Origin of the sequence: Acinetobacter sp. Root1280 (assembly GCF_001425285.1) — a bacterium.
GTDB lineage: Bacteria > Pseudomonadota > Gammaproteobacteria > Pseudomonadales > Moraxellaceae > Acinetobacter > Acinetobacter guillouiae.
Window position 1 is genome coordinate 558,112 of the sequence record NZ_LMED01000012.1, and the last position, 21,674, is coordinate 579,785.

The window sequence follows — 21,674 nt, forward strand, 5'->3', positions numbered from 1 at the left end:
TGAAATGCCAAGCTGTCTTGTGGCTTCTAAGACACTGCCATTATTTTCTTCAATTAGTTTTATTACTTCCGCTTTAAATTCAGCTTTATAAATCTTCTAGTTTTTGCTCATGGTTAACTTCTGATAAGTATCTATAGTTTACCAAGTTAAAGCCTCTTTTTTTAAGCACGCATCATTTAAAATCACAGCCTTTTCTCAATCAAAGACAACGATTTATTAACATCTTATAAAATAGAAATTCTCTTAATCCATTTAAATTTATCAATTATCCTTCAAAAACTCTATAACTAATCAGGATATGATTCTTAGCTAAAAAATTTGTAACATCAACAAAAAAAAGTGTGCTAAATGCATTGAATTCATTTGGCTGTACTATCTCAATACTTGTTTTCTCAATTTCATGAGAACCAAATTTCTCACTAATTTCATCTGAAAGAATGTACTTTACATATAAATTAATTTTATCTGTTAATAATTGAGCATGAGCAGTATTTTTTTCATCAATATCACTATTACGCACGCTATCATCATCCCAAAAGTAACTATCTAAAATCATTAATTTCAAATGCTTCTCATCTGGAATATATGCAATATAGTCTATTTCATCAAGATTTGTGATACTCATATTAATGTCCAACTTAAGATAACTATCCGGCCGTAAAATTAAAATTAGAAATAGCGCTATTTCCTGATTGTGCTTAAAAGCAACTTCATGGCCCCCCTTAACACCCCCTTTTTAATCTATAGTTTATTTACTTTTCGACCTAGTGTAAAAGAGACTCTACAAGATACTTTGCATTGAGGATAAAATTTAGCACATAGACGGCTATGTTGCACATAGATTTAAGAGTTAATACTTTCCCAAGTAATTAAAATTTAAGGTATCACGTAGATATGAGGTCTGCCTAATTCCCTATAAGCTGTGAGTTTCCACTAGTTAAACCCAAAAAACTCGTTACTTTTGCTACGCTTTCTTAAGGAACCGACTTGTACAATATACAAATCGGTTTTTATTGACCTAATACCAAAATTTAAGTTTTAAACTGTATTCAATAAAAACTTTGCTGACAGTTGGCACAATAAAAGTAACTCATAGGAATAGGTACTGGACGTGCAGGTGGCTCAAATACACTACTAATAATCCCGCCAATCACTGCGCCTGCTAGACCTCCTACCCATGGGGTAATAGGAATAGACGTCGGTAAGTTTTTGGCTAATGTAGCACCAATGCTCGCCATATTGATTGAAGCATTCAATGATTTCGGGTTCTCATTACGTTCGTATGGAACATGTTGAGTCATTCGATGGATTTGATCGGAGTGGCAATAAGGACAATGAATTTGCATAATATTTATCTCAGAATTAGTCAAAACAGGTTTGCATTAGTACAGACCTGTTTGAGAACGAGTGTTTCTCTTTTTGATAATGTAGGTCTGAGATTTTTTTAATTATGCAAATGTCCGCATACGGTTTTTACACTTCACACGTAGATGCTGATTTTCTTTTTCAGGTCTAACTAAGTATTTTACAGTATGCAACATATTATTCACTTCATCCTTATTCTTACGATGAATCATCCCAATCCCTAAAGTATTTCGATCAGAAAACTGTTTGAGATAGTTAGGATCATGGCAATTGAAATAACAGCCTAAATCACCCGTAATGGACTTCCATAAATCACCCACCTGTTTAGCAATACCATAGGCTTTACAGCGCTCACTGCCCTTATAGACCAATAATAAGTGACAATGGTAGCCCTTATCAGTGCCTTGCTCTAATGCCCAAGCAGATTCGATCAATCCTTTAAAGATTTTATCTTGATCATTTATTCTTTTTCTTAATATCTTCATATGATGACTAAATTCTTTAATACCTACTTGAACTTGATGTTTAAGCGGATAGGCTAAATCAACTCGTACAACCAAGATACGAGAATAATCATCACTGACTTTTTTCATACGTGCAATTAACTGCTTTGTATTTCGAGACTCACCATAACGATGATCACGCAATCGGCGTTCATGTATGCGGTAATGTCTTTTAAAACTTTGTTGTATTTTATCAAAGGGGATCTGTTTTAATTTATTGAGTAACAAAGAGTAGAAACCTGACTCTAGGCATTCATCAAAATCATTAATTAACTTAAGGAACGCTCCAATGGAAGCGGAATAATAAAAAGGTGGACTATAGATTTGATTAAATTGAATCAGTAGGTCTGTTAGGTCTTTATAGAAATTTTTAGGCTCAGTCTTTTTACTTACTATACTTTCTACAAAACATTCAATCTCGATTAATATTTTTGATTCGTTAACTGATTCACTCATGTTGATTACCTATGAAAGATTTATCTCATAGAAATAACCATCATGTAATCTTTTACTGTTTACATGAATTTCATGTATCAATCCTTCTAACTTATTTTTATTATTTCAATCCAACTACTTAGAAGAATAGACACTAGTTATAGTAGAGTATATTTACTAAGTGAGATTGATTAAAATTGAATAATAATATTAATAACCCAGCATTATCCTATGAAGAAAAAACAAAAAATAACCTATAAGCATGTGACTTATACTCTTTCAAAAGTCAATTAATCCTTTAAAATTCTAAGCAAGAATTATCCGTTCATTTCGCTTGTAGCTTGATCTCTCCTCGCCCATAAGCACGTATGCCTTTTGGCAAATCCAACCTAATGAAATAATCAGGATTCGAAAGGTACTTTATTGCATTTTTTAATTCATTTTTTTTGCTTTCATCTAAATTATTAATTAAACCTGCCCCCTGACTCCTATATCTTAAATATGAATCACAATCCCAATATCCCCCTTGATGATTTGTTAGCCTAAACCACTCTTTCTTAACATCTTCCATATCCAGTTCTTTATTTCTTAATTTAGACTCATTCCCTTTTAAGAACAATATGATATGACAGCTTATATTTCCATCTTTCTGCTGAGGCTGAAATTTCCAAACATAACCAAGTAGCTTATCTTTGAGTAAAATTTTACTAAGATAGTAAAATAATTGATCTCTGTACTGAGCAAAACCTTTAATTGATTCCTGTTTAATGCCATTAGCTTCATACGAAACTTCAAAGCGGATAATTTCTAATTCGAAATTTTCATTCAATAAATTTTCAACATACTGTAAAAGTGATGTTCTATTTTTCACAATGCGAGTTCGCAATTTATTTTTTTCTTTAGTTAGCTTTTCAATATTAATATAGCCTTTTAAATCTTTTATAAATTTGCTTATTGAGTCATCTAACGAAGTTGTATCTTTCTTATTGTTCTTATAATCTTTTACGAATTGAATAAATTTAATTTTAAATAGACCAACTTCTGGTGAGAATTCATTCATCGTTCTCATCAACTCAAAAATATTATCTAAATTATGCCTTAAATATTTTGCAAAATTCTCATTTATTTTTTTAAGGTCTTTATTCCGAAGTTTTGCACTATCTTTTAGTGAATACATATGCCCTTCCAACTTCTCGATTATTTCTGAAAAATAGCCTTCTTCAGGGTAATGACATGATTCATGATAACTGATGTATTCACACAAATCATTAAAAGAGCTCGTCTCAAAATCAGAAAATCTTTTTTCGTGATGCAGCATTGGATGGACCAAAATGCGATTTTGCATATACTTCCCTCACTTCAAGTTAGTTGTTATCATTCAAGTTAGTTGTTATTTTGATTTTTCGCAATAATATCAGTGAGTTTTTTAAAAAAATTACATTAACACTATTGACTATACATAGATAGTAATATTTTTATTTCAAAACTTCTATCAGTACATCAGGGCAATCCCTTAAATGATTAATTATAGTTTCTTCTTGATAATCTGAATTAAAAGCCAAAGTTCTCCCCATAACATCGCCAATATTTTTAGCTTTTAAAGCTTTTACAAGCTTTTCATACTCACTTTTACACTTGTTTATTTTATTTACATAAGTTCTATTCTGATAATTAATTTGACTTTCATCGCAGGAAGGTTTTTTATTATCTTTCAAAGCAAGTTCATTTTGCTTAATTTGTTTTTTTAGTTCTTTCATCCTAGTTTTAATCCATTGCTCATCAAATTTATTGAACTCAACTTCAAGTATTGGATAAACTTCTTTAACTGCTTGATTAAGAGTAGACCACTTTCCTCGTTGCAATGCAGTTTCCCTTAAAACACGATAGATAATTTGTCTTTTTTCATAGAGATTTTTTTCATATCTTTTTTTAATATTTTTTAAACCATTAATTCTATTTTTTAATTTTTTATTATCAAACCCATAGAGATGATATCCAAATTCAATATAATTATTTAAAATACGCTTGTATTCTTTATTTAAAACTGTTTGAGGTAAATCATCAAATATCAACAAATAATTAGTGAGTTCCTCCAGTGCCAAATACAAGGCACCAATACGTAAACCTTTGATACTTCGATTCTTGACATCCCCCATGAGCAATACTAATTGTTGCTCAGTTCCATTCAATTTAATGCCGAGCTTGGAATCAGCAACATGAAGAAAACATCTTAAAATTTCCTTTCTTAATTCCCTTAAATCACTTTCAGTTATTTTTTTCATAATTACTTTAATATCAATATAGTAAAACAATTCTAGCACTATTTTTTTTTATATTTCTAGTATCATTTTTATTTTTTTCAAACCTATCTAATATGCACATATCGAAGCAAAAGCTTAGAACTGAATTAAAATTATGGAGATCATAAATGCTAGAAAATCGTTACCGAATTAAAGATTTAGCGTATCACTCTGAACGTCCAGTAAAAGATTATATTGATCGTGGGGTCGCCGTCAATTATCTCACAAACCCGCAACTAAGGGTTTGTTAAATGTCGCTGAATCAACTTTTTGGAAAATGATTCGCCGTGGTGATTTTCCCGAACCGACTTATTTAACTGCCAGTATTCCCACTTGGGCTGAGAGCCAAATCTATGGATGTTGTTAAACAAAGCTTAATTGACTTATTAAAATATTGGATGGTGTTGAATGACAGCAATAGCAAATGTTGGTAGTAGTTTTATAGTGGCACTACCGCCGTCTGATATTTGGTTGACAGATATTCAGGCAGCCGAATTTCTAGGCTATGGAGAAGTACATTTTCGTTCTTCAGTTTGCTGTTTACCAGAATTCCCAAAGCCACGTTATGTGACCAGAAGTGGGCATGGTAGACGCTGGAATCTAGGTGAAATATCAAACTGGTTAAACAATCAATCAGATGATGAGCCTAAAAAAGGTAGACCAAGAAAACAACGTTAATCTAATCTATGCGCTATCTCTGTAGCGGTAGCATTGTAATAAACCATTAAACTTTTTAAATCCTTATGCCCGATCATTCGGGCAAGGTCTAAAACATCTAATTTTCTAGCCAATCGAGTACACGCTTCATGTCGTGAGTCATGAAAATGCAAGTCTTCAATTTTACACTTCTTTTTTAAATCAATCCAAAGCGCACTAAAACTAGATCGTTTACACGTAAAAACCATTGTTTTATCGAGTGGTTTTAGATGCACAATAAGCTCTACAGCTCTTTTAGAAAGAGGAACATTTCGCTTAGTACCATTCTTGGTTTCATCAAGTGCAACATATCTTTCTTCCAGAAATACCCTGTCCCATGTGAGTGTTAAAATCTCACCCGCTCGCATTGCAGTTTCAAGTGCGAGAAGAAAAGCTATAATAGTCTGCTGGGTTGAAGTTGTAGGCGTAGATTCATCCCACATTGCAGCCAAACACAACCTATCAATCTCATCTTGAGTGACCCTTCTATCTCGACTTTTCGCAATTGGTGGCATACTCAAGTCAGTTAAAGGGGATTCATAAATCCATTTCCACTCTTTTTTGGCTACAGTAAATATACCTGACAATATTGTTGCTTCTCGTCTTACGGTTGCCCCTTGGACTTCCTTTAAACGAGAATCACGCCATTGCACTAGATCATCAGTCGTTATTTTTGAAATTTGCTTTTTGCATAGGTTTGGATAGCTTTTACAAAATACTTTGATTCTTGCTATTTCTTTATAGTGCGCTTTCTTATTGATGCTAACTTCACGTACATACCGATCAATAGCATTCTGTAAAGTAAAGCTCGGCAACTTTCCATTTGCTTGATCTCTAAGTTCAGTTTCTCTTTTTGCTGCCCATGCTTTGGCTTGAGTCTTAGTATCGAATGTTCCACTATCACGAACACCTTTTACACTAACCTCAACCCTCCATGAATCTTTACGTTGTCTGAATGTAGCCATAATATCGTGGCGTAAATTTGGCGTAATTGAATTAACTCTAATAATAGAACTTAATAGAATAAAATAAAAATAACTAAAACTAATAATGGTGTTAACGCTATGTTTTACATTAAAAAATAATAAAACATAGCATTTAATAGAAAAAACCCAAAATTAGTGAATTCGCTTAATTTGGGCACCTAGACCTTGTAACTTTGCTTCGATATCTTCATAACCACGATCAATATGATAAATACGATCGATAATGGTTTCCCCTTCAGCAGCTAAAGCAGCCAAAACTAAAGAAAACGAAGCACGTAGGTCAGTTGCCATAACAGGTGCAGCAGATAATTTTTCCACACCTGTCACAACAGCATCATTACCTTCAACCTGAATATTTGCGCCCATACGAGCTAACTCAGGTACATGCATAAAACGATTTTCAAAAATCGTTTCAGAAATTGTTGCAAAACCACGTCCAATGGCATTTACCGCCATGATCTGTGCTTGCATATCCGTTGGGAATTCTGGATGTGGCAAGGTACGGAAGCTGACAGCCTTCGGACGTTTCCCCAGCATATCCAATTCGATCCAGTCTTCACCGCGTGTGACTTCTGCACCCATTTCTTCAAATTTATCTAAAACAGATTCAAGAAGATTTGGGTCAGTATGTGTGGTTTTTACCTTACCGCCCGTAATTGCTGCCGCGGCCAAATATGAACCGGTTTCAATACGGTCAGCAACCACTGAATATTCACAGCCATGGAGACTTTCAACACCAGTGACCACTAAGGTATCTGTGTCTAAACCTTCAATTTTTGCACCCATTTTAATAAGCATTAGTGCAAGGTCTGTAATTTCAGGTTCGCGCGCAGCATTACGAATTGTTGTAACACCCTCTGCCAATACTGCAGCAGTTAAAATATTTTCGGTTCCACCTACAGTCACCATATCGAAGATGACTTCACCACCTTTTAAACGGCCATCCACTTTGGCGTGAACATAACCTGCTTCGACCTCAATTTGTGCACCCAAAGCTTCTAAGGCTTTTAAATGCTGATCAACAGGGCGTGAACCAATTGCACAACCACCAGGAAGTGAAACTTTTGCACTACCATAGCGCGCCAACAGTGGCCCGAGCACCAAAATAGATGCACGCATGGTTTTAACCAGTTCATAAGGTGCAAACTGATTATCCAGTGTAGAGGTATCCGCGATAACCGTTTCGCCCTCATAACTCATGGTGATACCTAAACCACCAATCAGCTTAACTAAAGTACGAACGTCTTTTAGATCTGGAACATTTTTTAATGTAATCGGTGTATCTGCAAGAATCATTGCAGCCAATAAAGGTAAAGCCGCATTTTTCGCACCAGATATACGAACTTCACCTTCGAGTTTTACACCACCTTGAATGACAAATTTATCCATTGACGCTTAAGCTCCAAACATACTGGCTTTGCGCCATTCTTCTTTAGTCATCGCACGAATAGTTACCGCATGTACCTCACCACTGGCAATATAAGAATTAAGTGGCGCGTAAACAGCTTGTTGACGAGGAACAGGACGTTTCCCTTCAAACTGATTATCGACAATACGGAGGTCAAATTTACCTGCTTGTCCACTGACAGCAACTTCAGCATCAGGAAAAGCTGCTTTTAAGATTTCAGTGAGCTGTTCACTATTCATTGCATCGACCTCTTATAGGACTGACAGTGTAAAAACCGGATATTTTACTATAACTCACCGAAATAATTCATTAACTTGTACAAAAAATATAGATAAAAAAAAGAGGTCTTTTCAACCTCTTTTAAAATATCAATTTTATGTCGCTAAAATTTCCATTGGTTGGTAATCCAACTGCATTTTCCGATGCTTATCTAATTGCCTTTTTAATTTATCTGTCAATTTTGTAATCGCATTATACATATCATCAGCGCTCGCTTGGGCGAAAAGCTCTATACCCGGCAAACGAACAATTGCCTCAGCAATATGATTTGCACTGCCTTTTTTTGATCTTTTATCCAATTGATGATCTTTACTCAGCTTGACCTGCATACTATTGACCTGATCAATATGCTTGGTCATCTGGGTAAATCGATCTCGAATATTTTCTTCTATTGCTGGTGTAATACTTAAGTGATGTCCACGGATTGTAATTTGCATAGCTTTATCCCTCTCCTTATATAGGAATATGAAAGTCATAACCCAAACGATCTCATGACAGCATTCACCAAGGAAAAAACTGTGCTCAATATCATGCAATCATTTAAGTTACTCCAAAAGACAAAAAGCGATTCATTATTTCGTCATAACGAACAATTAGAATAGCCACACTTTAAAATTTAGATCAACACTTTTCGGTCAGATGAAGACGGAATATGTAACGATTCACGATATTTTGCGACTGTCCGTCGTGCCACATCAATCCCCTCTTCTTTTAATAAATTGGCAATTGTATTGTCTGACAACGGCTTACGCGGGTTTTCATCTGCAACAAGCTTTTTGATTTTTGCTCGAATGGCCGTCGACGATGCTTCTCCTCCAGAAGTGGTTCCAACGTGACTCGAAAAGAAATATTTCAGCTCAAATAGACCACGAGGTGTCAGTAAAAACTTATTGGTAGTGACACGGGAAACTGTTGACTCATGTAATTCCACTTCTTCTGCAACATCTCGCAAAACCAAAGGTTTCATTCCTTCAGCACCGATTTCTAAAAACTCACGTTGATGTTGCACAATGCAACTTGCAACTTTTAATAAAGTTTTGTGACGTTCATCAACACTTTTAATAAAGTTTTTCGCTTCAAGCATTTGATTGCGTAAATATTGATTATCATCACTTTGATCAGCACGTTTAATCATGCCTGAATAAAATGAGTTAATTCGAAGTTTTGGTAAAATATCTGGGTTCAGTTGAACATACCAATGGTCATTTTTCTTGGACACCACCACATCTGGAATTTGATAATCTGATTCTTTTTGCTCAAATTCAGCACCCGGATATGGCTTAAGGGTTTTCAATAAATCAATTGCTGACTTTAATAACTCAGCATTTAAACCCGTTTGCTTAATCAGTTTATTTAAGTCATTACTGACCAAAAGCTCATAATGTTTCAACAACATCAGCGCTTCTTTCCTAAACAGTGTGGTGGTAGCTAAAGCCTCAATTTGCACAAAAAGACATTCTGCAAGACTACGAGCACCAATACCAATCGGTTCTAAGCGTTGAATATGTTTTAAAACAACTAGAACTTCATCCTCTTCAACTTCAATGTCATAATCCATTTGTTGTAGTAGATGCTGTACTGAGCTGACAATTTCTTCAATATCGGCAGCCAAAAACCCTTTTTCATCTAAAGCATCGACAATGCAATACGCAATCAATTTATCCACTGGAGAAAAATGCAATAAATTGACTTGCCCCAACATATGTTCTTTTAATGATGCTTCTGAATGACGATTGTCTTCACGATCCTCAAACTCAGGGCGCTCCATTGCAGTTGATTGATGGGTATAGACATCATCCCAATCTGTATCTACAGGCAGTTCATCAGGTAAGTGGTTGGCATTTAAAGAATCTGAAAGCTCATATTCTTGTTGTTCTTGTTTTACATTTTCAGGGCTTTCATGTGTCTCTTCTTCAACTTTTTCAAGCAAAGGATTACTATCAAGTTGAATTTGAATTTCTTGCTCAAGCTCCAAACTCGATAATTGCAGTAATCGAATGGCTTGTTGCAGTTGTGGCGTAAGCGACAACGAATTTGCAACTTTTAATCCAACCGATAACTTCATACCCATAATTCCCACACTGTATTATTTCATTTCATCTTATGTGAATAAGCAATGCAAAATTCATGCCTACTGATTTTTTATATCACAGGAAAGGGATTAGGACCAGTAAAAAAAATGAATACGTTACATAAAAATGTTTGTTATTTATCAATTAAAGATAAATTTTAATTATGTCGTTTTTTTATTCAATTTTTTAAAAAGACCTTCGATCCAGATCTGTTGAAATAGTCATCAATTATATAAATAGAGATTTAAAACCTATAAGCAAAAATAAATGGCTTTAGGGCTATTTATTTCAAAATATTTAAATAAAATAGGTTCCACTTTGTGAGACCAGTCACATTTCTAGTTTATGAAATTTATTATTTTTATCCTTTACTTATTGGAATAGTGAGTATAAAAATAATGATATAAAGAAATATGATGAATCGTAGTTTCAAGGAAAAGGTTTGGCACGATAACTGCTTAATTTTAGAAACGAGCGGCTTAAACTGCCAAAAAAATCATGTAATGGAGAACTCAAATGACACTATCTACAAAAACACTATCAAAAAAAGTTTTAACCACAGCGCTTGGTGTACTTATGGCTGGCGGTGCTTTTTCACAGGTTCAAGCAGCAGATACATTAGCAAAGATCAAACAATCAGGGAAAGTGATCATTGGTTACCGTGAGTCATCTGATCCGATTTCTTATGTGATTGGTGGTAAACCAATGGGATACGCTGTTGATATTTGTAATAACTTTGCCAATGAGCTAAAAAAAACGCTCAAGATGCCAAATCTTAAAGTTGAATATAAAGCAGTTACCTCTTCTACGCGTATTCCAGAAATGTTGGCAGGCAATATCGATATGGAGTGCGGTACGACAACAAACTCTATTCAACGCCAACAACAGGTAAGCTTTTCAACCAACTATTATGCAACAGAAGTACGCATGGCAGTTAAAGCCAGTGCACCAATTAAAACAATTGCAGATTTAAATGGTAAAGCAGTTGTAACCACCCAAGGGACTACATCTGACAAATACATCAAAATGGGTGAGAAAGGCGAAAAAGTCAACGTAAACAACGTTTATGGTAAAGACCACTCAGACTCATTTGCCATGGTCGCTTCTGGCCGTGCTGCAGCATTTGTGATGGATGACAATATTCTTGCAGGGTTAATTGCAAAATCATCAAATCCAAAAGACTTTAAAATTGTAGGTCCAGTACTTTCTTCTGAACCATATGGCATTATGTTACCAAAAGGCGATGCAGCATATAAAGCAATCGCAGATAAAACAGTAACAACAATGTGGAAAAATGGTCAAATGGCGGCGCTATATAAAAAATGGTTCCAATCACCAATCGCACCTAAAAATGTCAATTTAAATATGCCAATGAGCTCATCATATTTAAAGCTTAAAGCTAATCCTACGGATGCTGGTATTAACTAATAACGTAGTTTAAAACAACGGTTTATAGATCAGATTCGATTTAAAGTCTGGTCTATAAATTTTTATAAAATTAAAAATACAAGGAGCACACATGTCCGTAGGCTCACTTAACTGGACAGCATATTGTCTCCCCTCGAATGAATATAGTCTTGATAAAGCTGCATGGGCTGAATCTGTCTGTAAAGCGATTGGTGGTGAAAGTTATTCCCCTGTTGCAGATGCACCAACCTGGTTACAACTCCTAGGCTCAGGTGTTTGGACTATGGTCTGGACCGCGATTGCTGCATTTTTCATTGCATTTCTTCTTGGATCTCTCATCGGGATTTTACGTACATTACCCAATAAACCGCTTTCATTTATTGGTACCTGTTATGTCGAACTTTTCCGAAATATTCCCCTGATCGTACAACTGTTTTTCTGGGCATTTGTATTCCCGCAATTATTACCACTCAGCTTAAGTACTGGTAGTGGAGAGATGGTTCATGGTGGATGGTGGCAAAATATTCTCAATGACAATCCTGCAGTGGTTGGGGTATTTGCACTCGGTCTATATACTGCAGCACGTATTGCTGAACAAGTACGTTCAGGTATTAATACGGTTTCAAATGGACAAAAAAATGCAGCTTTTGCAATTGGTTTAAATCAAAGCCAAAGTTATCGCTATGTCATTCTCCCTGTCGCTTATCGTATTGTTTGGCCAACACTCACTTCTGAAGCAATGAATATTTTCAAAAACTCTGCCGTGCTTTATGCACTGAGTGTTTTGAACTTCTTTGCTTATACCAAAACCATGCGTGAAGAAACATCCCAAGATATTGTTATTCTTATTCTTTCGACACCAGTTTACTTAGTCATTACCTATACCATTAAATTGATCATGGCTTGGATTGAAAAACGTATGGCTGTTCCTGGTCTAGGCTCGGGGGGTAAATAGTCATGGATTTTAGTATTTTACAAAATCAAGATGTTATTCAAACGCTGATCGCAGGTTTTAAATTTACCGTTACGGTGACGATTTTATCGATTATTGGCGGGATTCTGATTGGCACACCTTTGGCCATGATGCGTTTATCCAACAATAAAGTCGCCAGTAATTTTGCTAAAGTTTATGTCGATTTCTTCCGTGGTGTACCACTGATTCAAGTGATCTTCATTTTCTATTTCTTATTGCCAAAGATTTTTGAGTTTCAGTCAGATACCTATTATGGCCCACTGTTTTCAAGTGTGGTGACCTTTGCAATTTTTGAAGCAGCATTCTTTTCAGAAATTGTACGTTCAGGGATTCAGTCTGTTTCTAAAGGTCAGGTCAATGCAGGTTATGCACTTGGTTTCACCTATGGACAAACCATGTCCAATGTCGTGTTGCCACAAGCTTTTAGAAACATGCTACCTGTCATTTTGACTCAATCTATCGTACTTTTCCAAGATGTATCATTAGTTTACGTGATTAGTGCGCCAGACTTCTTGGGCAATGCCAATACCTTAGCAAATACCTACGGTGCTGAAACCAAAGCAACTTTCTACCTGATTGTAGCAGTTGTTTACTTCTGTATCTCCTTTGCGCTTTCACGACTTGTGAAGCGTTTACATCAAAAAATAGCAATAATTCGATAATTGGAGAATCAATATGCCAATGATAGAAATACAACATATCTCAAAATGGTATGGAGATTTTCAAGTTCTTACAGATTGCACCACTTCAATTGAAAAAGGTGAAGTTGTGGTGGTGTGTGGACCTTCAGGTTCTGGTAAATCTACACTGATTAAAACTGTAAATGCATTAGAACCGTTCCAAGAAGGCAATATTGTTGTTGATGGAACAGCGTTAAAAGACTCAAAAACTGATCTGGCAAAATTCCGTTCTCGTGTGGGAATGGTATTCCAACACTTTGAATTGTTCCCACATATGACTGTTTTGGATAATTTAACCATTGGGCAACTTAAGGTTTTAAATCGTTCTAAAGCAGAGGCTGAGAAAAAAGCGTTGCAATATTTAGATCGCGTTGGTTTGGCAGCCCACAAAAATAAGTTCCCAGGTCAACTGTCTGGTGGTCAGCAACAGCGTGTTGCGATTGCCCGTGGTCTGTGTATGGATCCAGTGTGCATGTTATTTGATGAACCTACTTCGGCATTAGACCCTGAAATGGTGGGTGAAGTGCTTGAAGTCATGAGTCAATTGGCAAAAGAAGGCATGACCATGATGTGTGTAACTCATGAGATGGGCTTTGCTCGTAAAGTCTCAAGTCGAGTTATTTTCATGGATCAAGGCAAGATTTTAGAAGACTGTGCAACAGATGACTTCTTTAATAAGCCGGATGAGCGTCATGAAAGAACCAAATTCTTCTTAGACAAGATTTCTATGGTGCACTAATCAGCAATATGCTTTAAACACAAAAACCCCAATTTTTAAATTGGGGTTTTTATTTGATGCTCGCAAACAGTACCAGTGCTTAAGGTTTCACCACATTTTGGGTGAAGTTTGGAGATCGTGGTCCATATAACAGACCTTTTTGCTGATTTAGACTCGGTGAATATAATTGCGAGCTTACAGTACTGGATAAAGCATAGGCTTTGTCTGACAAATGATTGGATATTTGATCAACTAAAGCACCGACCAGCGCGCCAATCAAACCTGCATTGCTATTATCATTGGCTTGCTGAAGTCGCTGTTCACCTTGCCAAAGTAATGTACCAGTTTGTAAATCTACAAGTTTGGCTTCTACTGCAACTGCAGCTACAGATTGAATCACCTGATATTTAGAACCATACTCTTTAACTTTAATATATAACGCAGCATCCGCTCCGAAAATCTCTTTTAACTTTTGAGGTGGAATTGCTTGAGCATCAAATCCATTGGTCACCCCATTCTCTTTAAACATGGTGTCAACAACAGAAATTGGAAATACATAATAACCAGCTTCAGCTACAGGCAATGTTACTGTTGACCAATACCCATAGGTTGCACGAGTATCAGGAGACTCATTGATTGGAGGAAGTACCAAAATCGACTTAGGGATATGCTCACGATATGCTGCTAAATCACGATTCTGTTTAGGTGACACCGCACAACCGGTGAAAAGCATCATCAGTAAACCAAGTACGAAAAATTGTTTCATATTTTTCATTTGGGATTTACCTCAGTCGATTGAGGGATCATTTTCTTCAATAGACGATCCATCAATACGGTTGACTCTGGATAAATTTGGCGCTCTAACTCAAAATATTCAATTGCACGTGGGCCATTTTGAATATTAAGATTTAACAAGCCCAAATGCGCATATAAACCTGGCGGCACTGCGGCATTTTTTGCTTTTGCTTTCTCAACATCTTTTTCAAGCGCTAAAATTTGTTGCTGAGGCGAAGTTTTTTCTGGAACCGCCAGCATTAAATAGGTTTGCTGTGGATATCCGCCCCAACTATATAAAGACTGTGGTCCAGATGCACACCCAACCAAAGTTAACGTTGCAAAAAAGCTTAAAAATAATAAAACCCGTTTCATTTATTCAAACCTATTGTACGGACCACTTATTTGTTTGAATATCTGTGACAAGGTGATTAACCGCTTCGCGTACAGCCAGATCTAAAACCTTACCATTTAAGGTTGAGTCATAAGATGCTGTAGAACCAAAACCTAAAATTTCGCGTTCACTGAGCGCGTATTCACCTGCACCCTGCACAGAATGGACAACTTCTGCTGTTTTTACATCAACAACATTAATATTGACTTTTGCATAGGCAATTTGAGTTTTACCACGCCCTAGTAGCCCAAACAATTGATGATCACCCACTTCTTTGCGCCCAAATTCAGATACATCCCCAGTGAGCACATAACGTGCACCCTTAATGGATTGAGATGCTTTACCAAAACCAGCCTCTTGTTGCAGCTCAGATAAATTGTCTCGATTTAAGACTGAAAAATATCCTGTTTGTTGCAAGTGCGTTTCTAAAATCGTTTTTGCTTGACCGCCTAAACGATCGACATTATCAGAGAAGATTCCGCGCATATAACTTGAGCGGTTATCAAACTTACCAATCGAAACTACTGTTTTCGCACCTGAATATTTAACCGCTGAAGTCACAGCAGCCACTTGAGGTGCTTGGATGGTTTTAGAGCTTTCAGTGGTAGAACAAGCTGTAAGTACCAAGCCATTTAAGGCAGCAATCAATAATATTTTTTTCAAAATTACATCTCTCTAAGGTCTAAACCATTATAATGAATAAATATATAACACAAACTAAATATACTGTTAATTATTTTTTAACAAACAAGGTCTGCTGATAAAATGCATGACTATTTTTGCTCGTAAAAACAATCATTTCATACCAAAAATTAGCTTTAAACCAAGTAATGTCATGACACCGCCCGCGACTCGATCGAAGACTTTCTTAAACTTCAAATAAACACGGCGCGGCTTTTCCGCTGAAAGCGCAACAGCAACCAGTGAATACCAGCCAGCATCGATAAAGAAGCACAAGATAGGCAAAACAAAATAAAAATACGTTGGAATGTCTTTGGGTAAAAGCGCAGTAAAAATACTGGCTAAAATAATCGCAATTTTAGGATTACTTAACTGGGTAATTAAACCTAAACGAAACGCTTGTTGATAACTCATCACCGTAGATGAGTCAGATGCCTGTGCCATTGGATCTTTAGCATGTTTAATAATTTTATAAGCCAGCCAAAGTAAATACAGACCACCACAAATTTTTAAAGCTAAATATGCAGAAGGTACAGCCAATAAGATTGCCTGTAATCCCATTACAGCTAAAAAACCAAATAAAGCTGCGCCCATGCCTGTCCCTAAAGCAGTAAACAGACCATGTTTACGAGAAATCGCAATTGAATTTTTAGCCACATAAACAAATGTAGGACCAGGGCTAATTGCGCCTAGCATTAATGCCAATGCAATTGAACCCAAAATCAATAATGATTCCAAGAGACACCCCGACCTAGACTATTTTTAAGAATAGATATTTTACGCTACAACCGATTTTTGAAGATATAAAAATCTTTATTATTTCGCGATTACACTTTTATTCAATGCAAATTCATCAAAATTTCAATCATAAATTTAAGTACACTTGTGCATTATCACCACAAACAGAGTAAACAAATATTTTTAGAGTAAAAACTCAATAAAAAATTTATTTTTCAATATCTTAATTATATCAATAAAATCATCAAGGTATATAAAATATCCTAAAAAGCCATAAAATAGACCACATTAATCACAAAAATTAACTTCCATTTTCATGTATTTATAGGCTATAAAAAACCATAATAAAACTATGGTTTTAAATTATCCAAAATCAATATTTATACTCAGGGGTAAAAAATGCACAACAACAAAACCAACCGCTTAGATGCAAGCCAAGCACATTTGTGGATCATTGGCGGTGGAATTGCCGGAATGGCAGCTGCCGCATTTGCCATACGTGATGCCAAAGTACCAGCTAAAAATATTCACATTCTCGAAGAGTTAGACGTCTCAGGTGGTTCAATGGATGGCGGCCATACGCCACATGCTGCACAAGCATGGGTTACCCGTGGCGGGCGGATGCTGACAGATGAAACATATTTATGTCTTTGGGACTTATTTTCGAGTATTCCATCCTTAGAAAATCCTGAAATTTCTGTTCGTGAAGAATGTCGTGAGTTCAATGAGCAAGTCAAAACCCATGCACAAGCCCGTTTAATTAATGCGCAGCATGTAATTTCAGATGCCGCTAAACTGGGTTTATATACACGCCATCGCGCGCAAATGCTACGCTTATTGGCAGCGAAAGAAGAAAAAATTGGCAGCCGTCGTATTGATGAATTTTTCGATGAGACCTTCTTTGAAACGAACTTTTGGCGTATGTGGCGTACGACATTTGCCTTCCAAAAATGGCACAGTGCAGCAGAACTTCGTCGTTATTTCTTACGTTTTATCCAAGAGTTACCACGCATTCATACCCTCGCTGGGGTAAAAAGAACCAAATACAACCAATATGATTCCATGATTTTGCCGCTACAACGTTGGTTGCTTGAACAAGGCGTAGATGTTCGTTTTGGCAATTATGTGACAGATGCAGACTTTCAAACCGATGACGCAACCCTAGAACGTCGTGCAACACGTTTGTATGTCAACCTTCCTGAAGGTACTGAGCAAATCAACCTTCAAGAGAATGATCTTGCCATATTTACTTTAGGTTCAATTACAGCAGATTCTCGTTATGCTGGGAATGATGATGTTCCAGCGCTTATTCGTGATCGACTTGATCATGGTTGGACCTTATGGGAAACCCTTGCGAAAAAAGCACCTGACTTTGGCCGACCAATGACCTTTTATGGCAACATTGATGAACATAAATGGGAGTCTTTTACACTCACCATGAAAGACGATGTTCTGTTAAATCGCATCATTGATTACACAGGCAACCAGCCAGGCACTGGGGCACTGATGACTTGGTTTGAATCTGGTTGGCATTTATCGATTGTGGTGCCTGCTCAACCGCATTTTGCAAATTTACCAGAAGGCACCTTTACCCTCTGGGGCTATGGTTTCCAAATTGATCAAACAGGTGACTACATCAAAAAACCGATGTCACAAGCAACAGGCAATGAAATACTCACTGAACTGATTCATCAACTCGGTTTTGATGACATTCTTGAGCATGTTCTAGCAAACACTATTGTAACAACAGCCATGATGCCTTATGCATCAGCTTTATTTGCTTGCCGTAAGCCTGGTGACCGCCCACAGGTTATTCCACAAGGCGCAAAAAACTTCGCATTCTTGGGGCAATTTGTTGAAATTGAAGATGATGTGGTTTTTACTGTTGAATATTCTGTTCGTGGTGCCATGATTGCAATTTATGAGTTCTTTGGCGTAGAACGTGAAATTCCTGAGATCTATAATGGATTACTTGATCCTAAAGTCGGATTAAAAGCGTTAGAAACAGTTTTTCATTAATTCATTTAAAATCAACTGAGTTAAATTGAATTAAAACCAAACGAGTGCATCCTCTCTTGACGCACTCGTTTTTATATTTTGAATAAAAATCAGGGTTGTGAATCCACTGAACGAGCACTGAGACGATAGTCTTTTTCATACACAGGCATACCAGCGATATGGATTGAACGAACTTCAGTTTTTGTTGGTGTAGGTGGTTTCTTTTCACACCCAACCAAAAATACTGCAAGTATTACACTCAAACTGATGGATAGCTTTTTCATAGCATCTCCTCCATTTTTGTTTTATTTATAGTTCGAGCATAACAGTTCTGATTAAAAATACAGCTATTTTTTATTTCAAAAGGTGTCTATCTATAGAAAGTGGCTATACGTCACAAGGATGCATGATTAAAACAGCTTGATCTTCACCATTTTTATTTTTGTAACAGTAGTGAAAACCACCATTTCCATCAAATTCCATGTCACTAAAATATTGAAAAGCATCTACACTTACAGACTCAATTTTAGGGTATTGCTCTGGTTGAAGTTGAATTTTATTTAAAACTTTCGCAGTAAATACTTTTTGAAAAATAATCGTAGGCACATCTTTTAATTCAAATCGGGCGATACACCCAGTGTTTTCATCCACAGCAACAACGTTGTCTAAAGCCTGAACGATCCCCGCCTTTGAGATGAAAAGACTATGATGAACATTAAAAGTATAGCCATAGCTTAAATGCAAGAAATCCTCGGTTTGGTTTTCAACATTTAAACCACGCTCCCAGTCCATGACCAAAGGTAATCTATAGTCATCGCCTTCATAGAGTACAAAATCACAATGATAATTTGCATCTTCATCACATGTTTGCTGAATGACTGAAAATTGCCCTATCTTGGCCACTGTTCGATGAATCTGCTCAGCATAACTACTGCTGGAATAGGCCATCATGCTAAATAATATCGGAAATATTGTATTGATTATTTTTTTTGACATCAGATTTCTAATCAAGTTTTACTCAATACCAAATATACAGCTTCACTGGTAAATGTGCCATCTTGCTGAATCTGATAATACTGTTGTACTTGATCAGCGGCTTTGGACTGCAAATAGCGAATCGTATTGATGTTCTCTACTGGTGTTTGCATACGCTCCACCCAACTTTGAAAATTTAACTTTAAACTTTGCTTTTCAATGATTTCTACCTTAAAGCCTGCTTGTTCTACGATTTGTACCCATTCCGCCAAACTATAATTTCGAACATGGCTTGGATCACGAATGGTTTCTATGGTCTGAATAAAGGTATCTAAAATAGGATTAGAATTACCAATAATATCAAACAAGATCACTTTGCCATCAGCGCGTAATACACGATAAATTTCATGAATCGCTTGAGTAATACTTTGCCAATGATGCCCAGAATAACGACTGATCACACAATCGAAATGCTCAACAGGAAAATCCAATTGCTCTGCTGCACCAACTTTCCCTATAACATGATCGAATCCCTTTTGTTGAGATTGTATGGTCACAAGATTGACCATTTCAGGCGTAATATCATAGGCAATTACTTGCTCAGTGAATGCAGCAATCTGATACGTGACATGCCCACCACCGCAGCCTAGATCCAAAACTCGCTTGAATTGATGTTGTTGGATTAAATTTTGCATTTTTTCAAACTCAATGCCTTGTGCATGTACTTGGCTATTTAAGTATGCTTCTGATTTATTTTGATATTGTGCCTGATTAACTTGCTGTTGAGTGGTCATTGTCGTGTCCTTGTTGTTGAATAAAACGACAATAGACAACTCAATTCAAAAATAAAAATGATGACTTTTAATAAAATTAATAACTTTATTTTATTTATGTTAACTCATAATTACCCGATAATCAGACTGACAAGGGTTTTGAATGATAACATCCTGTACCCCCATCTCGTTTCCGACCTTAATATTATAGTTAAATGAAAAATCACCATTATCCTCAAAATTTGCCGTTGCAGGATAGTTCAGCTTTTTAAATTGCGGCACTTTGTTGTTGAGCACTAAACGTACCCGAAAATCAGGAATGCTATAAAATACCAATGAATTCGGCATATTTTTTAAATTCGATTCAAAAGTTACAAAACAACTTTGCTGCCCATTCATCGCAAGAAAACTGCCATAATCTTTTTGTTGGTTTTTATCATTAATCACAGTGAGATTATACTCACTTCCTGTTAGCCCCAACAAAAAACCCATTAAATTTGGATTAAATTGATAAACATTTGCAGTTTTACTCCATTTTTCCATTAATACCTGCTTCTTTCCTTTAGCATCATAGAGTACATAGTCACAACTAGAACCATGCTGAGTGCAAGACTCTTTTTGAATTTTCAGTTTCCCTGCACGCCCCAATACTTCGTATTCAGGGTCAACTTCGACAGCAGCATCAGCTTGCGCAAAAGCAGAATAACTACTGAAAAAAGGCAGAGCAAATAAACAACCCTTTATTAGGGTCTGTAGACATTTCATAAATAACGTTCCCAATCTCTCAACATTTTTTAATATAAATTCAAGTTCAATTCTTGCTCAAAAATACAATTTTAACTTTTTACACACGGCGAACTTTTCGATTTAAAGTCCTTACCCCAAGTACGATATCCTTGGGTATCAATATGATAGCGATTATTACCATAAACACCTAAACCCATTTTATAACTTTTGCCTTCCACTTGCCAAAAATGACACATTTTTTTAAGCAATAATTCGCGATCTTTTTTAATGGTTTCTTTGGGTGATAGCACATGAAAATCAACGGCATAATTACTTAAATGCTTACTTTTTTCCGCCCCACCTATGCATTTATTTAATTCAGGGGCACGATAGATTGCTGAAATCGTATATGTTTTAAAATATTCATTTCGATTTAACTTTTCCACCAATTGCAAACTACTCACCACATTTTTCCAAAAGGCTTTAGGTGGAATGGCAAAACGTTTTGAGTAACACTGTTCTGGCATATAGTTTCGGCTGGTTGTCAGCTCCATCAGACTAGGCGGATGTTTTAAATACTGCGACATAAACTGATAATAATCTGCCAATAATTGGGGATCTTGTTGCGCCTTCCAAAGCTTGAATTGTTGTTCAATCTGTTGATCTGATGATTTTCTTGAAGATGCGGCCTGATCTGCTTTTTTCTCAGATGGCGTACAGGCATTTAACACCAATACACTGATGCAGCAGATCGAAATAACAATATTTTTAAAAATTTTCACAATTTCAGCAC

General features: G+C 36.2%; 25 protein-coding genes and 1 pseudogene. 7 read left to right on the forward strand and 19 right to left on the reverse strand.

The window, feature by feature from the left end; translation table 11 throughout:
* Positions 1–265: 265 nt before the first annotated feature.
* The 5 genes from ASC84_RS12465 to ASC84_RS12485 form a co-directional block, all read right to left on the reverse strand.
* Positions 266–625 (reverse strand): DUF6572 domain-containing protein, encoded by a 360-nt coding sequence (locus ASC84_RS12465; RefSeq protein WP_056515115.1) that lies wholly within the window; start codon positions 623–625, stop codon positions 266–268.
* A gap of 424 nt (positions 626–1,049) precedes the next feature.
* A complete protein-coding gene (locus ASC84_RS12470) occupies positions 1,050–1,346 on the reverse strand; it encodes a hypothetical protein (RefSeq protein ID WP_056515120.1) in 297 nt (98 codons plus the stop codon).
* 102 nt (positions 1,347–1,448) lie between these two features.
* A complete protein-coding gene (locus ASC84_RS12475; RefSeq protein ID WP_056515123.1) occupies positions 1,449–2,324 on the reverse strand; it encodes an inovirus-type Gp2 protein in 876 nt (291 codons plus the stop codon).
* 304 nt (positions 2,325–2,628) lie between these two features.
* Positions 2,629–3,648: a hypothetical protein gene (locus ASC84_RS12480; RefSeq protein ID WP_056515125.1), complete on the reverse strand. Its 1,020-nt coding sequence runs from the start codon at positions 3,646–3,648 to the stop codon at positions 2,629–2,631.
* Positions 3,649–3,778: 130 nt separating this feature from the next.
* The gene (locus tag ASC84_RS12485) at positions 3,779–4,585 is read right to left on the reverse strand and encodes a hypothetical protein (RefSeq protein WP_056515128.1); all 807 of its coding nucleotides are present in this window, start codon (positions 4,583–4,585) and stop codon (positions 3,779–3,781) included.
* Between the two features lie 146 nt (positions 4,586–4,731).
* Here ASC84_RS12485 and ASC84_RS22365 point away from each other — a divergent pair.
* Positions 4,732–4,970, forward strand: a pseudogene (locus ASC84_RS22365) (helix-turn-helix transcriptional regulator).
* 41 nt (positions 4,971–5,011) lie between these two features.
* Entirely contained in the window at positions 5,012–5,281 is a 270-nt protein-coding gene (locus tag ASC84_RS12490) for a hypothetical protein (protein ID WP_056515131.1), read from the forward strand.
* Here the strand turns inward: ASC84_RS12490 and ASC84_RS12495 are convergent.
* From ASC84_RS12495 to ASC84_RS12515, 5 genes are all read right to left on the reverse strand, one after another.
* On the reverse strand, positions 5,278–6,264 hold the full coding sequence (locus ASC84_RS12495; RefSeq protein ID WP_056515134.1) for a site-specific integrase: 987 nt from the start codon (positions 6,262–6,264) through the stop codon (positions 5,278–5,280). The genes ASC84_RS12490 and ASC84_RS12495 overlap by 4 nt on opposite strands.
* Positions 6,265–6,417: 153 nt before the next feature.
* Complete coding sequence (murA, locus tag ASC84_RS12500) at positions 6,418–7,674, reverse strand: UDP-N-acetylglucosamine 1-carboxyvinyltransferase (RefSeq protein WP_056515137.1); 1,257 nt, start codon at positions 7,672–7,674, stop codon at positions 6,418–6,420.
* A 6-nt stretch (positions 7,675–7,680) separates the two neighbouring features.
* Entirely contained in the window at positions 7,681–7,932 is a 252-nt protein-coding gene (gene ibaG / locus ASC84_RS12505) for a BolA family iron metabolism protein IbaG (protein WP_004723729.1), read from the reverse strand.
* 135 nt (positions 7,933–8,067) lie between these two features.
* Complete coding sequence (gene raiA / locus ASC84_RS12510; RefSeq protein ID WP_004723731.1) at positions 8,068–8,409, reverse strand: ribosome-associated translation inhibitor RaiA; 342 nt, start codon at positions 8,407–8,409, stop codon at positions 8,068–8,070.
* A 179-nt stretch (positions 8,410–8,588) separates the two neighbouring features.
* Positions 8,589–10,037 (reverse strand): RNA polymerase factor sigma-54, encoded by a 1,449-nt coding sequence (locus ASC84_RS12515; protein WP_034613871.1) that lies wholly within the window; start codon positions 10,035–10,037, stop codon positions 8,589–8,591.
* Between the two features lie 523 nt (positions 10,038–10,560).
* On the opposite strand from ASC84_RS12515, the gene ASC84_RS12520 reads away from it, so the two are divergent.
* The 4 genes from ASC84_RS12520 to ASC84_RS12535 all read left to right on the forward strand — a co-directional run bounded on the left by ASC84_RS12520 (position 10,561) and on the right by ASC84_RS12535 (position 13,843).
* A complete protein-coding gene (locus ASC84_RS12520) occupies positions 10,561–11,472 on the forward strand; it encodes an amino acid ABC transporter substrate-binding protein (protein ID WP_004723734.1) in 912 nt (303 codons plus the stop codon).
* A gap of 91 nt (positions 11,473–11,563) precedes the next feature.
* Positions 11,564–12,406: an amino acid ABC transporter permease gene (locus tag ASC84_RS12525; protein ID WP_004723738.1), complete on the forward strand. Its 843-nt coding sequence runs from the start codon at positions 11,564–11,566 to the stop codon at positions 12,404–12,406.
* 2 nt (positions 12,407–12,408) lie between these two features.
* On the forward strand, positions 12,409–13,086 hold the full coding sequence (locus ASC84_RS12530; protein ID WP_004723739.1) for an amino acid ABC transporter permease: 678 nt from the start codon (positions 12,409–12,411) through the stop codon (positions 13,084–13,086).
* Positions 13,087–13,099: 13 nt separating this feature from the next.
* Positions 13,100–13,843: an amino acid ABC transporter ATP-binding protein gene (locus ASC84_RS12535; RefSeq protein WP_004723740.1), complete on the forward strand. Its 744-nt coding sequence runs from the start codon at positions 13,100–13,102 to the stop codon at positions 13,841–13,843.
* Between the two features lie 79 nt (positions 13,844–13,922).
* Here ASC84_RS12535 and ASC84_RS12540 read toward each other — a convergent pair whose 3' ends face one another.
* The 4 genes from ASC84_RS12540 to ASC84_RS12555 form a co-directional block, all read right to left on the reverse strand.
* Complete coding sequence (locus ASC84_RS12540; RefSeq protein WP_056515140.1) at positions 13,923–14,597, reverse strand: DUF799 domain-containing protein; 675 nt, start codon at positions 14,595–14,597, stop codon at positions 13,923–13,925.
* On the reverse strand, positions 14,594–14,971 hold the full coding sequence (locus ASC84_RS12545; protein ID WP_056515144.1) for a DUF4810 domain-containing protein: 378 nt from the start codon (positions 14,969–14,971) through the stop codon (positions 14,594–14,596). Before ASC84_RS12545 ends, ASC84_RS12540 begins: the two co-directional genes overlap by 4 nt.
* 10 nt (positions 14,972–14,981) lie before the next feature.
* The gene (locus tag ASC84_RS12550) at positions 14,982–15,653 is read right to left on the reverse strand and encodes a CsgG/HfaB family protein (RefSeq protein ID WP_056515147.1); all 672 of its coding nucleotides are present in this window, start codon (positions 15,651–15,653) and stop codon (positions 14,982–14,984) included.
* A 132-nt stretch (positions 15,654–15,785) separates the two neighbouring features.
* The gene (locus ASC84_RS12555) at positions 15,786–16,409 is read right to left on the reverse strand and encodes a LysE family translocator (protein WP_056515150.1); all 624 of its coding nucleotides are present in this window, start codon (positions 16,407–16,409) and stop codon (positions 15,786–15,788) included.
* A gap of 399 nt (positions 16,410–16,808) precedes the next feature.
* Here ASC84_RS12555 and ASC84_RS12560 point away from each other — a divergent pair, with 399 nt between their 5' ends.
* Positions 16,809–18,428, forward strand: coding sequence for an oleate hydratase (locus tag ASC84_RS12560; protein ID WP_056515152.1), 1,620 nt, complete (start codon positions 16,809–16,811; stop codon positions 18,426–18,428).
* An 89-nt stretch (positions 18,429–18,517) separates the two neighbouring features.
* Here the strand turns inward: ASC84_RS12560 and ASC84_RS22920 are convergent, their stop codons facing one another.
* The 5 genes from ASC84_RS22920 to ASC84_RS12580 all read right to left on the reverse strand — a co-directional run bounded on the left by ASC84_RS22920 (position 18,518) and on the right by ASC84_RS12580 (position 21,663).
* Positions 18,518–18,691 carry an NF038215 family lipoprotein gene (locus ASC84_RS22920; RefSeq protein WP_171252542.1) on the reverse strand — a complete coding sequence of 58 codons (174 nt, stop codon included), beginning with the start codon at positions 18,689–18,691 and terminating at the stop codon, positions 18,518–18,520.
* Positions 18,692–18,794: 103 nt separating this feature from the next.
* Positions 18,795–19,355, reverse strand: coding sequence for a hypothetical protein (locus ASC84_RS12565; RefSeq protein WP_056515155.1), 561 nt, complete (start codon positions 19,353–19,355; stop codon positions 18,795–18,797).
* Between the two features lie 59 nt (positions 19,356–19,414).
* On the reverse strand, positions 19,415–20,176 hold the full coding sequence (locus tag ASC84_RS12570) for a class I SAM-dependent methyltransferase (RefSeq protein ID WP_056515157.1): 762 nt from the start codon (positions 20,174–20,176) through the stop codon (positions 19,415–19,417).
* A gap of 99 nt (positions 20,177–20,275) precedes the next feature.
* Entirely contained in the window at positions 20,276–20,920 is a 645-nt protein-coding gene (locus ASC84_RS12575) for a hypothetical protein (RefSeq protein WP_056515159.1), read from the reverse strand.
* A 71-nt stretch (positions 20,921–20,991) separates the two neighbouring features.
* Positions 20,992–21,663 (reverse strand): D-Ala-D-Ala carboxypeptidase family metallohydrolase, encoded by a 672-nt coding sequence (locus tag ASC84_RS12580; protein ID WP_056515162.1) that lies wholly within the window; start codon positions 21,661–21,663, stop codon positions 20,992–20,994.
* Between the last annotated feature and the right edge of the window lie 11 nt (positions 21,664–21,674).